Below are 13,884 nucleotides of genomic sequence, written 5' to 3'. Positions count from 1 at the left end.
CCCTTCCCCCTTCCCCCTATTTATTGATTTTCCCAAAAAGCATCATTGACGGCAGCAGATTCTAATATTTGTCTAGCTGCTGCATTAGATTCTTGCTGCTCAAGTCTTGCTTGTTCATCCATACGGTTAGAAATATCGGCAAGATTAATATTTGCAGCCGCTAATGAACGGGATTGTTTCTGAGCTTCTGCATGAATTGATTTGCTAACCACAGCCGTTTGGAAATTTTGGACAGCTATCTTTTTTAAGATATCTTGGGTGATAACATCCTGCTGGGCAGCATCAGCATTATCTGAAGATTGCAAAATCGCATCATTGGTTATTTGGGCTTCTTGAGCTTGTACTCTTTGACCTTCTCCACCTAATACTGATTGAGATTGACCGCGAGTGTATTGCTGGTTCCATTCTCTAATAGCATCCTTGGCTTGAATCCGAGGGTCTAATACTAGTAATTCAGTTTCTTGCTTTTGTAAAACTTTCTCAATGTTCTTGCCAGCTTTTAAAGGATCGGGAATACCTAAATCACCTATACTAGATTCAATTGCCTGATTTAATTCCGCTTCCAGCTTTCCTACTGCTTTGGTAAATTCTTTTTGATAGCTATTTATGTAAGTTTGTAAGCTATTGTAAATTTCTTGAAATTGCAGCAAAAAAGATTGATTTGAATTATTGTTAGATTGTCCACTGGCTGCATTGGTTGCATTGGCTGGAATACTAGAAAAATAAATCTGAACTACTACCCCTGAGATCGCGATCAACTGGTTGAAATTCTTCATATAAATTCTCCAAGCGAACTACAAAAGGCTTTTTTGCACAGGATGAACTAACAGTTGCTTGTTGATTTTTCAAATCAAAAGAAACAGCTTTAACCAGTAATGACTCTGGAGGGTTTTTGCCGTTTTTCAACAAACTTTTAAAAAAACCGTTGTCATAAACCAGAGTATTTGCTGGAAGAGTGGAAACAGGCTTGTTGTAAAGCAAAAGATATCTACTGTCTACTTCGTATTCAGAATTTATTCCAGGTTGCTCTAGTCCCGGAGTCACTATATTATTGTATTTGAGATTTCTCAAGCTCGGACTACGTTTAACTGCATCCTCTCCCATTTCTATATACACTTTACAATTATTTTCTTGACTAGCAATAAACTTCTCATATTTCGCTTGCTTGTCTTTCCATACTTGAAAACTCCCAATTGATACTACACCTGCCAATATTGCCAGTAAAATCTTGTTTTGAATTGCTGATGTAAGGATTTTCATAATGGTTTCCCTTGCTTAATGCACTCAACATAATACTTAGAAAATTCTGCCACCCAAGTGAACTTATCATCGTAAATTTTTTTAAACTTATCTCGTGATTCTTGTTCCTCTCTACCATTGACAACCAAAGCCAAAAGCGGAGATGAAGGATAATAACGGCATCTTATATATTTGTTGTTGTAGTCCAATAGCCATAACGTATATAGCTGTTGGATGTTTGGCATAAAAGTTTCATTTACATCTATAATTTCTCTCGGTATACCAAGCAATTCCGAAAAACTTCTCGCTGCCCCTGGGACAATTCGCCCGATTAATCGACAAGGCATATTTTGTAATATTTGTTCCCCAGCTTCTGATTTGGCAATCGAAATCACATCTTGAGCAGCTAGAGCAATGCGACATCCTGATTTGCGAGCCGTAGCACATTTACGACCTACCAAGCGAGATAATGAGGGGAACCGTAACAATACGCTCGCCTCATCCATGAAAAACATACTATTTGTCGAGGATAGTGATTGTCTCGATGCCGCAATATACGCCGACATACCGAATACCTCTGCTTCTCTATCCGATTGCAGATTCGTTAATGCAAACGTAATTAACTTACTGTCTGTTTGGAAAGTTGAAGGTTTACAAATCGCATTTCCTATTGAGCTTGCCTGCCAGTACTGTAGTCGTAAGCGTATATAATTGAGCGCCTTCTCAACATTCTCATCCTCATAACCTAAATCAATACAATCGACTTTGAAAAACTGTTCCATATCAACTAGAGTCGGCGTGTTATCCCACTCTGGCGTTCCGATTCCTGCTGAGTGTGCCAACTCAAAACGTCGCTCTATATCTGCATTTTCGTAAAAAGCTTTTGTCCCTAAAGGTATCAACGATTCTATTGTTTGAGCAAGGAACCCCTCAAACTGCTGTGAACCCAGAACCAACTGCAACACTATTAGATTTACATCATTGCGATGTGCTTTTACCCTGTCTTCTCTTTGTTCTAATGGGATTTTTGATAAATCTAGCGGCTGAACAATATTATTTGATTGTCTGGAGATATCAAAGTAGAATCCGTTGTAGTATGGCGTAAAATCTCCAAATGTTCCTGAACCGTCATCGTTTGGCAGATCGATAATTAATACCGACATATCTTTTGCCAAGCACTCCGCAATAATTGACGATACTAATACTGATTTTCCACTCCCTGTAGTACCAATAATCATTACATTCTTCGTTTTTGCGAAATCTATCCAAACTGGTGAATGCGCTTCATCCGCAATCAATTCAAAGCCTTTTTCATCGGCTTTCATATTCTGTATTACTGGCGTTAATCCGATTATCTCGCTCGTGAAAAATGTTGTCCGTCTGTTGTAAGGGCTTGTTAGTTGTGGTTTTTGTTTTATCAGTAAAGTATCTAACCAGATAGACCATGCATACTGGGTTTCCCGTATTAACTCCGTCGGCTGGTTTATATAACCTGAAATCAGTCTGCAAGCATCATCAATTTCTTCTAAGGAGTTGCGGTATACAAGAACAATTAATGCTAGATTTTCTGGCACATCACCTGTGTATAACTGCTTTTGTGCATTTACCGACCATTCAGTATTAATCTGTGATGCTACGTCGATAGTTTTTTTGCTCGCACTTATTTCCGCATGACGCGAACGCCTAGTTATTAATTGTTGAGTTAGCCTAGTCAGTTTTTGATCGGCTGGGCTGATTTCTGTGATGATTTCAACATCATAAATCACTTCACGCGAAAACACATTCCATAAAAAGCGCACCTGATCCCTAGTAGAAGCAAATGCTTCTGGTTTTTGAGCCAGGGTCATCACCCCTACATATTTTTTCTCTTTATTTTTACTTGCTAGGCATACCCATTGCCTATCAGCGTAGGGAATTCCATTGTTTAAAAGTACTGAAGTCGCGTGTAATTGGTCAATATATTGTGATTTTAATGGCGGCGCTTCGTTAATTTCTTCCCTCAACCCCGAATCATCAAATACTAATGTATGTGGCACTTTTACACTTTTCGCTCCCAGGCAATAACTTAAATCATTCCATAGCTCCTTTTCTGTTTTCGGTGATGGCAATAATTTCATTTCAGATAATATCTGTTGATGTCTCAATGATACATTTATTGCTTTTTCCAGAATCTGGATTAAATTTTTCTTTGTCAGTTCAGTTGCTCCCGTTGCTGTAAACCGACGCTGTAAAAAATTCGCTAGCTTCACTATCGCTCTATCTACAGCATCACCTCCCTCTGTCCCTCCTGGTTTAATAGTGAAAGTTGTATAAATGTTCAGTTTTATATTTTTACGCTGCCGTCGCCGAGACAGTTCTTGCATTCTCGCTACTTGCCCCCAATCCAGAAACTCACTTTCACGAGATACTGGATTTGTCAATCTCTCTCGATATGCTTCAAATACTTCTGATTCATCACATAAAGAAGACCAACGAAAAGTAAATTTTTCTCCCTGGGGAATTTCTTTGCAACCATTCTCAAAAGCTTTCGCTATCGCTTCTACTTGTTCATCCGAATTAAACAACGGATGAAACCCTGTGCAGCTATATCCAAATACTAATTGCAAAGTATTATTCGTCTCACTTACTTGCTTTTTACTTAACAAATACGCACCAATAGTATAGCTGCCTTTTTTTAATCTAATTATTGTCGTCAAATCCAAAAAATCTTCAAAAGCCGATACTTTTTTGCCATTTTGGGAATTCTTAATTTTCACCATGATTTGGGAATTTTTTTAGAGCCTGCTCTTTTCTTATTTTGAGGAGAAGAGTATCTGACGTATCCTCTAGACCATCTTGGAACACCTGGAAACACTCTAGACCAAAACAAATAAGGTCGTTTCCCTGATAAAACTAAAGCTGTAGCACTTACCCAAACACCTATTAATATGCTCCATATCATTCCTATCCCAGATAAGAACGCTATGAAAAAACCTACCCCAAATGAAACTAAAGAAATCGCAAACTGAAAACCCGTCAAGATACCTATTGAAGCATTTTGACCTAAAGATTGATTAACTTGTTTAATTTGTGGTTGTTGTTTCATAAAAAACTTGTCAAAAGTCAGAAGTTAGAAGACAGAAAAACATTAGATGGATGATTGGTGCATTCATTCTGGATTGATTGAGTCATTCTGACTTCTGACTTCTGACTTCTGGATGCTGAATTCTTGACTAACAAGCTGCTGTGACACCAGCAAAAAGAATGTTCTGGGCGATGAATAACACCAAAGTCACAAAAAATATGCCTATAGGTTGTTGTACCATCTGTGTTACTTCTTGTCCGTCTCCCAGTGCATTGGCCACCTTCACCCCAGACGCTACGAAATAAACGAATAACATCACTGTTATTGCAGCGTTTATTACTGCGGGTAAGGCGTTGATGGAGGCATTCCCTGTAGCACCTGCTGTTCCAAACATACACGTCAATGCAATTTGTGTTGGATCAAATAGTCCAAACGCATGGGCTGGCATTGTTTGACCTGCAACTATTAAAGTCACACCTACAGCATAAATATGATGCTGATATTTACGCCCTAATCTACCTATCGCTTTCGCCACAATTTGAGATTGGGTTCTGACTTGGGGTTGAAATTTATTATTAGATGCCAAGATAATCGCTCCTTTATTCATGTTTTTTGACTAGATAAAAACCATTGGAAAACTATTTATGGGCAACCGAAATTTTCAGATAGAGTCTAAAGTCTATTTGAAATCTTTCCTATTTTTAATTTTTTCGGGTTTTCGATGCTCTTTGTCGAAACTCGCTTTCTACATCAGCTAAAGTATGCTCTCTAGCTAGAGAGCGAATCTCTTGAAGTACTGCGATGTGGCACTCGTATAGCTTGGCGTAACCATCTAATCCACCTGTCTTTTCATTGGTGAATTTCTTGAACTCCGGCAAGTACTTACGAGCTATATTCAAATAGGCTTGTAGTTGCCTTGCAGATACTTTTGGTGTTAGCAAGGACGCAACTTCTAATCTTGTTAGTTCTTCATGCTGGCAGGACAACCCCCTTGTTTCCATTAGTGCTTAGAACTTCTTGGAACTTCCAACTACATCTAAAATACCCGCTTTTTTGGGGCTGGTAATTGGCATTTGCAATAATACAGAAAATTCTTTGTACGACCATTGACTGGGGAGTTATTTGAGTACAAATCTTTACCCAGTAAGCATTTCAGAGATCAGATATCTTTTTCCTGGAACTTTCCCTTGATTTGTCCACTTTTCATCTAACAGGGCGCAAAGTTGATAGACAACAAAGTGCGGGTTCCGTTTCGCTTTTCCTTCTAGACTCCAACTACGAACTGTAAAGTCTGCGTATCCCAAAAGACGTGAAAGTTCCGGGTAGGTTAATTTCCATTTTTTCTTAAATTCTATTGGGTGCATAGCACTTATTCAGATATTTGCATGATGGCCTATTCTATATTTGTAGCATAATTATTTAGTCTTTTATTAATGTATCGTCTGCAAATTATGAGATATTTTGTCATCTTTATTTATCTTAATTCTTGGGCATCAGACCATCACCTACTACTAGCTAAAACGCACTTATCTATAATAAAAACATGTACTCAGATATATTGATTTTCACAAATCGTTTCAATTTAAAAAACAAAGTTAATTAGAATGATGCTCCCCTGCCATATTAGCCAATCGGCTGGGGAGCATCAATGACTTGTCGCTGATTTGTCTTTGCATTTATTTGAAATACATGAACTGCAAACAACTCTAATCCACTCGGAGCATCAATACTCGCACTATATTGTTCGAGAAATGCTCTTCTTCCCAAAACTGCCAAACTTCTACCATCTTTCTATTAGTCAGAACGATATCAATATTCCATATCTGCCAATGGCAAAGAAATCGACAAAGGTACGGAAACAATCCGTACTTCCGACTCTTGCTTTTTCACTTTTATTTGTTATATATTAATAAATTTGCTTTGATTGTCTAGCTCTTGTATGACACCCAAACTTGATGAATAGCCCCTTTCCTTTATCACTCCCCCAAAAAGCAATCGAGTCACTATTCGCATTGCGAGATTACTACGCACCTCTTGTAGAAGATTACGAAAAATTATATACCCTAGCCAAAGCAAATCTCACTCATGTTGAAGCTCTATTATCTAACTGGTCTTTGACTGAGGAGGTGGATAATGATAATGAAGAATTCACCTCTGAAAAGGAAAATAACTTTTTAATCCTGAGTGAGGAATTTGTTGATGACTATGTTGAACCTATTACCCATCCTTTCTTAGACGATTCAAAGGATACATCAACAGTCGCAACCCACCCCTCAGACTCCACTCAACAAAACATATTCACACTTATACAAGCTTGGTCAGGTGAAGAATCTGATGCAGCTACAGATAGTCCATTCCTCCTAGAGCCACCCATAGAAACATCAACTCAACAGCAAGCGCTCTATGGAACCGAGACGGACATGCTGCCTATTTTCCAATCGCTGTCTCGCCCGGAAGCTATTGAACAGGTTTTGGCAGAACACATCGGCACAATTGTTCACATCGATTTTATTGTCAAAATGCTCTATGGGGAATTAGAGCCAGAAGTGTTTAAAGTGCTTAAACACAGAGTTCAATCATCCCTCATTAAAGGCAGGGAAACTAACAAATGGTTCAGTGTCCCAGGATCACCCGGATATTATACTCTCTCTTTAACTTTGCTACCAAAACCGGAGACGAAGAATTCGTCCACCAGAGTCAAAGGCAAAAATAAGAAACAAGTTTTGCCGCCCCAGCCCAAAGACATACCAATGCTCGAAGAATTTCAGGGTCAGTTTTTAATTGATGCACTAACAACTTTTCTAGAAAATAATTCCGGTAAAGTTTTCGGGGTTTCAGAAATTACCAACGGAATCTATGGCGAACTCACTGCGACTGAGATTAAAGAAGTGAAAAACAAGGTATTGAATGAGTTATCACGGGGTCATCGCACAGGGCGATTCACTAGGGTTCCTGAGCAGATTGGTTTTTATACCTGGGACTTAGAGTTGCTCAACAAGTAGAAACGATTAATTATCGAACAGAATTCAGGAGTCAGGAGTCAGGAGTCAGGAGTCAGGAGTCAGGAGTCAGGAGTCAGGAGTCAGAATTCAGTTGGGTATTCTGTTGATCCGGTATTTAATGAATTAGGCGATCGCATCCAAGATAATCAAGTTCAGGGCATCCAGTCGTTGGAAATCTCCGTTGGGCAAGTGATAGCCTACCGCTTGATGATGGTTTTCCCTATGTTGATAAAGCTACTTATTTATGCGGATATTTGAAGTAGCGTTAAAAGTAATTCCACGCATTGGTGATGAAAAGAAACGCCTGACTGAAGAACAAGCGTTATTAGATTTGTGGTTGGCTATGGATGAAATCAAAGCGAAAGTGTCTTATGTGCAACCTGAGCTATCCTTAAATTATGGACAAATGAGTTTGAATTTAGAGATTGATGATTGGGGGCTGTTCTCCGTTAACAGACAACTGTTAACCGTCAACTAATAATTACAGGAGATAATCAAATATGAAGGTTAGAGGGATAAAACGTGGTCAAAATATTGAAATTCTAGAACAACTTAATAATATTCCAGATGGGACAGAGATAATCATAGACGTAGAATTTATTGCCAATCAAATTATAGAACCACAGCCACTATTAACAAACGAGGAGAGACTAGCTAGACTCAATCAATTATTTGGGGTTTGGAAGAACCAACCGGAATTAGGAGAAATATTTACAGAGATTGACCAACAGCGCCATGCTTATAAAGGCAGAACCATAGACTCACTTGATAATCAGGATTTAGGCTAATGTATCTGCTAGATACCAATATTTGCATTGCACTGCTGAACGAAAATCCCCAAGCTGTTACTAATTTTAATCGCTTTTTCAGCCAATGCTATCTCTCTATCATTGTAGTTGCAGAACTATATAAAGGCGTTTATTGTTCTCAACAGGTGGCCAAAAATCTAGATATATTAGCGCAGTTTACTGAATTACTACCAGTAGAACCATTTGGAATAGAAGAAGCTATCGAATTTGGCAAGATTCAAAGCGAACTCAGAAAAATTGGGAAACCAACCGGAGAATTTGATGCTTTGATTGCTGCTGTAGCTCGTTCTCGTGACGATATTCTTGTTACTAACAATATCAAAGATTTTATTAATATTCCCAACTTAAAATTAGATAACTGGTTAGAAAGTTGAAAAACCTGCGTGAATATTCTTGGAAAATTAGTTACACCAGCAACACCCACAACACCATCACTGATTTTTACATTCCTGCTTTAGAGTAGCTAAACTGGGACTAGCCACGCTTATTAAATCGTGTAATTCATCATGATGAATTACCTTGATTATCATAGCCAAATGTGTCAGCGCATTCTTCAAGCGATGGCTTTTATCAAGAGATGCTACTGCCAACGGCTGTCCATTAAGGAATTATTTGTCAGATTTAAATAATTAATGCCCAGACACTCGATTTTTCAAGCCCTATGCAATTAGACTAATACTTTAACCTTGTATATTTTAGTTTTAAAGAAGTCGTAAATATTTTTACCCCTGACCAAGATGCCAGCGCCTTTAAAAGTTGACCTGTCACCAATAGAAGATCAAGCCCTACTAGCACTCACTCAAGCAAAAGGTATACCACCAAGAACTCAAAGTCGTGCCACTGTACTACGCTTATCAGCCGCTGGATGGACAGTGCTAAAGATCGCACAATACTTAAAATGGCATCCACAGACTGTACGCGACACAATTCATCGCTGGTACTGGGGCAAACTCGATAGTTTGTGGGATTGTTCGCGTCCGGGTCGCCGTCGCCGATGGCATAACCCAAATATGAAGTCTCTGCTTCAATTCAAAATATCTTTATTTAGCTATCAACTTATTTTTATTTTATTTTCTTACATCTCTTACATCTATTTAATGCTATTTCTCCACAGTCATGGCGTTTCTACTACTTATGCAGTCAAAATTTACAGGCATTACTTGGATGAAGCACTCGCTACTCTCACCAGCAATCCCTACCAGTTAGCTGCTGACATCTACGGTATTGGTTTTCTGAGAACTGATAAAATTGCCTTTAATTTAGGAGTTGCGCCTGATAGTCAGTTCCGTTACCGTGCTGGTTTAATTCATGTTTTGAACGAAGCTGCTGCCGATGGGCATTGCTATTTACCCCAGCCAAAACTCATTGAGAATGTTATCAAACTGCTGACTACACCAGATCACACACCCGAAGAAGATGCCCTCGCTGATCTTATCAAAGACATGGCACTCAAGGATGACTTAATCCGTGAGAAAAGCTCAGACCAAACGCTGCTATGTTATCTACCAACGTACTTTCACACCGAACAGAACCTTGCTCAATTAATACAATCTAGATTTTGCCAACCAGTTGCACAAGATATGCCTCGTGTTCGCGCCTGGATTGAGCGCTTCACCAAGAGTCATAAAATCAAACTTTCACCACAGCAACGGCTAGCGGTAGAAATGGCTGCATATTCAAAGGTAATGATTCTTACTGGTGGCCCCGGTTGCGGTAAAACTTTCACCACCCAGACCATAGTCTCTCTGTGGAAAGCAATGGGCAAATCTATCGCCTTAGCTGCGCCAACTGGACGCGCTGCTCAACGCCTGAGTCAAATCACACAACTCGAATCCAAGACGATACACTGCTTGTTGGAATTTGACCCAGAGACAATGGGCTTCTTACGCGATAATCAAAACCCTTTACCCCATACCGCAATTGTCGCGCTAGAAGCTAGTATGCTTGATTTGTTTCTGGCATCTTCTTTGGTAAAAGCAATACAATACGGTTCCCAACTACTGCTAGTGGGTGATATTGACCAGTTACCCTCTGTGGGTCCGGGTCAATTCCTTGCTGACTTGATTAATTCTGGTCACGTCCCAGTGGTGCGGTTGACCAAGGTATTTAGGCAAGCCCAACAGAGCGCAATTATCACCGCTGCTCACCAAATTAACCGAAGCCAGTTTCCCACTATTGAACCGATTTCCGATAATCCCCTGTCTGAGTGTCTGTGGCATGGCGGTGGTCATCACCCCAAACATGGTGTTAAAGCAATATCCGAAATCATTACAGACTTGATTCCCCGCCTGGGTTACAATCGAGCTACTGATGTGCAAGTGCTTTGCCCCACCTCGCGCGGTTTGCTTGGGACTCGTAACCTCAATACCGTATTGCAGCAGTTGATTAATCCGCCCAGTCCCGACAAAATAGAGATTACCAAGGGCGGGAATTTATTACGAGAAGGCGATCGGATCATTCAACTGACTAATGATTATAATCACGATATTTTTAATGGCGACTTCGGAATTATCAAGGCCATTGATCCTGAAGAGATGGAAGTTACTGTACAGTATGGTAAGCATACTGTCGTTAGAACCAGAGCAGACTTAAATCAAATTGCCCTCGCCTGGAGCTTCACCATTCATCAAAGCCAGGGTTCAGAATATCCGGTAGTAATTCTGCCAATTTATACGCAGCCTTATATGATGTTGTCTCGTAAACAGTTGTACACAGCATTAACTTGTGCCAAGCAGTTAGCGATTGTCGTTGGTTCCAAGAGAGCGATATCCAAGGCTTTGCGTTCTAGTGACGGCCAACTGCGATATACGCGATTGCAGCAGCGGTTGGAAAGCGCTTTTTTGCTCCCGACGATTGCAATTTAGAAATGTTCAACAGTCGCTCATGGGGGAAATTCCCTTTCTGCGCGCTGCCTCACCGTATCAAGGATATTGTGGCTAGGTGACTATATCTTTAACGCTTTTCGCCCCCTGTCTCGTAAGCGACGGTGGGGCATTTCATTACTGGTAAGTGCCTTGGCAATTCTTGAGAAACTACTTCTCTAGCTCCCGTTTGCGGTTCTAGAAAAAAAAGTGTCTTAAACACCAAAGCAATCAAACCACTCTCAAAAAATAAACTAAAAATGACTCTATAGTTTTATGGCGTGATAGCGCTTAAAAAGCAGTACATTGCGGCGTAAATAAACTTTGGAGGACACTCTTTGACCTCTTATATCATTTATTAACTATAAAGTCATTTTTAGTTTATTTTTTTCACCTCCTTTTAGGCTTTTCAAAATAAATACCCTGCTGAACAATTGCATAACAGTATTGTGTTTGTCACGCTCCTCAGTATTAGAGGTGTACTATACGCAAAAATCGAGAAATTTTCATTCGCTTGAGGGTGAGTTGAAACGCCCATTTTAAAGGACAATAAAAATCAGACACTATAAAACCAGACGAAACTATGATTGTGTCTGATTATTAAGGGAGTAATAAAAATGACACTCTCTCTTGTCCACATAACAGCCCATAGAAAGGCGATCGCTTCCTTGCCAGTAGCGCAGGCGGAGGCGAAGTTGATTGCGCTGTGGCTGGAGGGAAAAGCGTCGTCTTCTATTCGGGCTTACCAGCGATACACTAGGCGATTTCTGGATTTTCTGGACAAGCCTCTCAAAAAAGTGACTTATGAAGACTTGGTAGAATACGCTAGTTCTTTTGGGGGCAATGCCGAAAGCACAAAGCGGATATACATAGCTTGTGCTAAAAGCTTGATTAGTTTCGCTCATAAAATTGGATATCTCCCTTTTAATGTAGGTATGGCACTAAAACTGGGTGAATTGCCAGATGTAATCAACGAACGCTATCTCGATGAAGCTGATATTAAATTGTTGATACGGGCAGCTAATAAGCATTTAGCTGATGCGAAAACTCCCAAACGACAGTACACAGCCCTACGTAATTTGTTAATTATCAAACTCCTCTATCAGGCAGGGTTACGGGCAAGTGAAATTTGTGAGTTAACATGGGGAGATTTGACACCCCGTGGCGACAGTGGTCAGGTGTATGTTCGTAAAGCCAAGGGCAGCAAAAATCGGACAATTCTCATCAAGCAGAAACTCTGGGCGGAATTAATCGAGTTCAAAGCTTCGGCTCACTCCAATCAAGCAGTGTTTCCAAGTCAAAAAGGGGGACATTTAGACCGTCAAAACTTGCACCCGATTGTCAAAGCAATTGCACTTGAAGCTGGATTAAGCGAACTAGTTTCTGCTCACTGGTTACGTCATGCCCACGGTTCTCACGCCATTGAGCGCGGGACTAATCCTGTATTGGTGAAAGAAACTTTGGGTCATGCCAATTTAGCCATCACCGATCGCTATCTCAAAGCTAGACCTAATGACAGTAGCGCTTTAAACTTGATGGATCTTTGACAGAGAAGATTGGAGATTGAAGATAGCAGATTGCAGATTAAATGTTTTTGGTACAAGCCCCGCCGCAAGGGGCAGGAATAAATCTGAAATCATCAATTCTCTTATCCTCAAGCTGCGTCCCTTGTGGGTGCAGTCAATCTCAAATCTACAATCGGCAATCTACAATTGATTGACATTTTGCATGACTTGTGAAAATGCATCACAAATTGGAACCAGTGGCATAGATTGCTACCGGAAACGAAACAAAAACAGCTTTCAAATGCCAAAAAGATTTTTTCCCTAGCCAGCCCCCTCCATAGGCAACACTTCTTCCAAGAGCCATTCATAAAATTCAGGAACTTGAGCTTCGACAAGTCGCAGTTCATCAGGAGCGATCGCTTCAAGTTCCAGCACCGTCTCCCAGCGCAAATCTTCAACCCATCGCTTAAGGATGCCCTTAATCGCCTCCACCCCCTGCTTGATACCAGAGCGTAGCATTTCCACACAATGAAGTAGCGTAATGCGATCTGTCGGAGGTGACTCAAATTCGGTAGTATCCTCCCCCTGGCAATGGGAGTTCCCTATAGCATCAAGGGGGGGGGCGGATACGGGTTGCTGATTAGGGTTTACACTATGCACAGCCGGGGTTTGGGTCGCATAACAGGTTCGATTTTCTTTTTGATTACGCTTCGTTTCACGATGAGCAATTACCTCTTGAGCAAATTTTAATTCCTCTTTAGATAAAGAGAAAAGTTTCACCTGTTGACCCCGTTTACCCTGCTTACGGAAAGTCAACTTTAGCCCCAGCTGCTCGACTAAAGTTCCTAGCAACCAAATAGGCTTACAGTCTAGGGGGATAGTAAACCCAAGAATTGCTTTGACGTGAGCAGCACAATGTATAGCGATCGCCGTCATCTTGAGTAAGGTGGAATCGTCGGCGGTAACTTCATCACCCCTAATTAAACTTAAGAGAATTTCATGCAGCCCCAGATTAAACCGCGCCAGCCACCGTGCCGAGTAATTGCCCCAGTCGATGCACAAAGGTAGATTGTCCCGCTCGGTGCGGTCTTTTTGGGTGACAATTGTTGGTGGGGTAGGATAAGTTTGCCCAGTTTTGGGGTCAGTAAAAGATTCTTCGGGTGGGGCTAAAATGGCCTCAAGTCCAGCGATCGCTCTAATTAAGCGGCCACCTTTATCCATTTCTACGAGTGATTCGGTTACTTCGATGCCGTAAGAATCAGAAATGCGGAATTTTTCGCATTCAAAAATTTCATTAGGGTCAAGGTAATCTTTGCTCTGACGGGCGCGGTACTCGCTCAAAGTAATATTCTTGGCCTTGGCAACAGCCGAATTGTGGGCACTATCCAAAGCTTGTGCTGCTGC

At 40.6% G+C, this 13,884-nt stretch carries 13 protein-coding genes and 1 pseudogene; 6 read left to right on the top strand and 8 right to left on the bottom strand.

The window, feature by feature from the left end; all coding sequences use genetic code 11:
* Positions 1 to 20: 20 nt before the first annotated feature.
* The 7 genes from GNF10_RS29090 to GNF10_RS29060 all read right to left on the bottom strand — a co-directional run bounded on the left by GNF10_RS29090 (position 21) and on the right by GNF10_RS29060 (position 6,079).
* Positions 21 to 776, bottom strand: coding sequence for a hypothetical protein (locus GNF10_RS29090; protein ID WP_221644680.1), 756 nt, complete (start codon positions 774 to 776; stop codon positions 21 to 23).
* Positions 715 to 1,260 (bottom strand): hypothetical protein, encoded by a 546-nt coding sequence (locus GNF10_RS29085; RefSeq protein ID WP_185584976.1) that lies wholly within the window; start codon positions 1,258 to 1,260, stop codon positions 715 to 717. Before GNF10_RS29085 ends, GNF10_RS29090 begins: the two co-directional genes overlap by 62 nt.
* The gene (locus tag GNF10_RS38980) at positions 1,257 to 2,477 is read right to left on the bottom strand and encodes a DUF87 domain-containing protein (protein WP_260446149.1); all 1,221 of its coding nucleotides are present in this window, start codon (positions 2,475 to 2,477) and stop codon (positions 1,257 to 1,259) included. The genes GNF10_RS29085 and GNF10_RS38980 overlap by 4 nt, the downstream gene beginning before the upstream one ends.
* Before the next feature lie 1,514 nt (positions 2,478 to 3,991).
* The gene (locus tag GNF10_RS29075) at positions 3,992 to 4,324 is read right to left on the bottom strand and encodes a hypothetical protein (RefSeq protein ID WP_185584978.1); all 333 of its coding nucleotides are present in this window, start codon (positions 4,322 to 4,324) and stop codon (positions 3,992 to 3,994) included.
* 127 nt (positions 4,325 to 4,451) lie between these two features.
* Positions 4,452 to 4,889: a hypothetical protein gene (locus tag GNF10_RS29070; protein WP_199349914.1), complete on the bottom strand. Its 438-nt coding sequence runs from the start codon at positions 4,887 to 4,889 to the stop codon at positions 4,452 to 4,454.
* Positions 4,890 to 5,004: 115 nt separating this feature from the next.
* Positions 5,005 to 5,304: a hypothetical protein gene (locus tag GNF10_RS29065; protein WP_185584980.1), complete on the bottom strand. Its 300-nt coding sequence runs from the start codon at positions 5,302 to 5,304 to the stop codon at positions 5,005 to 5,007.
* Positions 5,305 to 5,926: 622 nt separating this feature from the next.
* The gene (locus GNF10_RS29060) at positions 5,927 to 6,079 is read right to left on the bottom strand and encodes a hypothetical protein (RefSeq protein ID WP_185583980.1); all 153 of its coding nucleotides are present in this window, start codon (positions 6,077 to 6,079) and stop codon (positions 5,927 to 5,929) included.
* Positions 6,080 to 6,258: 179 nt separating this feature from the next.
* Between GNF10_RS29060 and GNF10_RS29055 the strand changes: the two genes are divergently transcribed.
* The 6 genes from GNF10_RS29055 (at position 6,259) to GNF10_RS29030 (ending at position 12,522) form a co-directional block, all read left to right on the top strand.
* Entirely contained in the window at positions 6,259 to 7,305 is a 1,047-nt protein-coding gene (locus tag GNF10_RS29055) for a hypothetical protein (protein ID WP_185583979.1), read from the top strand.
* A 244-nt stretch (positions 7,306 to 7,549) separates the two neighbouring features.
* The gene (locus GNF10_RS29050; protein ID WP_260446033.1) at positions 7,550 to 7,783 is read left to right on the top strand and encodes a hypothetical protein; all 234 of its coding nucleotides are present in this window, start codon (positions 7,550 to 7,552) and stop codon (positions 7,781 to 7,783) included.
* Between the two features lie 22 nt (positions 7,784 to 7,805).
* Complete coding sequence (locus GNF10_RS29045; protein ID WP_114083957.1) at positions 7,806 to 8,093, top strand: hypothetical protein; 288 nt, start codon at positions 7,806 to 7,808, stop codon at positions 8,091 to 8,093.
* Complete coding sequence (locus GNF10_RS29040; protein WP_185592413.1) at positions 8,093 to 8,488, top strand: type II toxin-antitoxin system VapC family toxin; 396 nt, start codon at positions 8,093 to 8,095, stop codon at positions 8,486 to 8,488. The genes GNF10_RS29045 and GNF10_RS29040 overlap by 1 nt, the downstream gene beginning before the upstream one ends.
* A 363-nt stretch (positions 8,489 to 8,851) precedes the next feature.
* Positions 8,852 to 10,978 carry an AAA family ATPase gene (locus tag GNF10_RS29035; protein WP_185607306.1) on the top strand — a complete coding sequence of 709 codons (2,127 nt, stop codon included), beginning with the start codon at positions 8,852 to 8,854 and terminating at the stop codon, positions 10,976 to 10,978.
* A 614-nt stretch (positions 10,979 to 11,592) separates the two neighbouring features.
* Entirely contained in the window at positions 11,593 to 12,522 is a 930-nt protein-coding gene (locus tag GNF10_RS29030) for a tyrosine-type recombinase/integrase (RefSeq protein WP_185586825.1), read from the top strand.
* A 279-nt stretch (positions 12,523 to 12,801) separates the two neighbouring features.
* Here GNF10_RS29030 and GNF10_RS29025 read toward each other — a convergent pair.
* Positions 12,802 to 13,884 (bottom strand): annotated as a pseudogene (locus GNF10_RS29025) (bifunctional DNA primase/helicase); the annotation flags it as partial.

Source organism: Nostoc sp. UCD121 (assembly GCF_014222285.1).
Classification (GTDB): Bacteria; Cyanobacteriota; Cyanobacteriia; order Cyanobacteriales; family Nostocaceae; genus Nostoc.
This window is presented reverse-complemented; position numbering and strand designations above follow the sequence as displayed.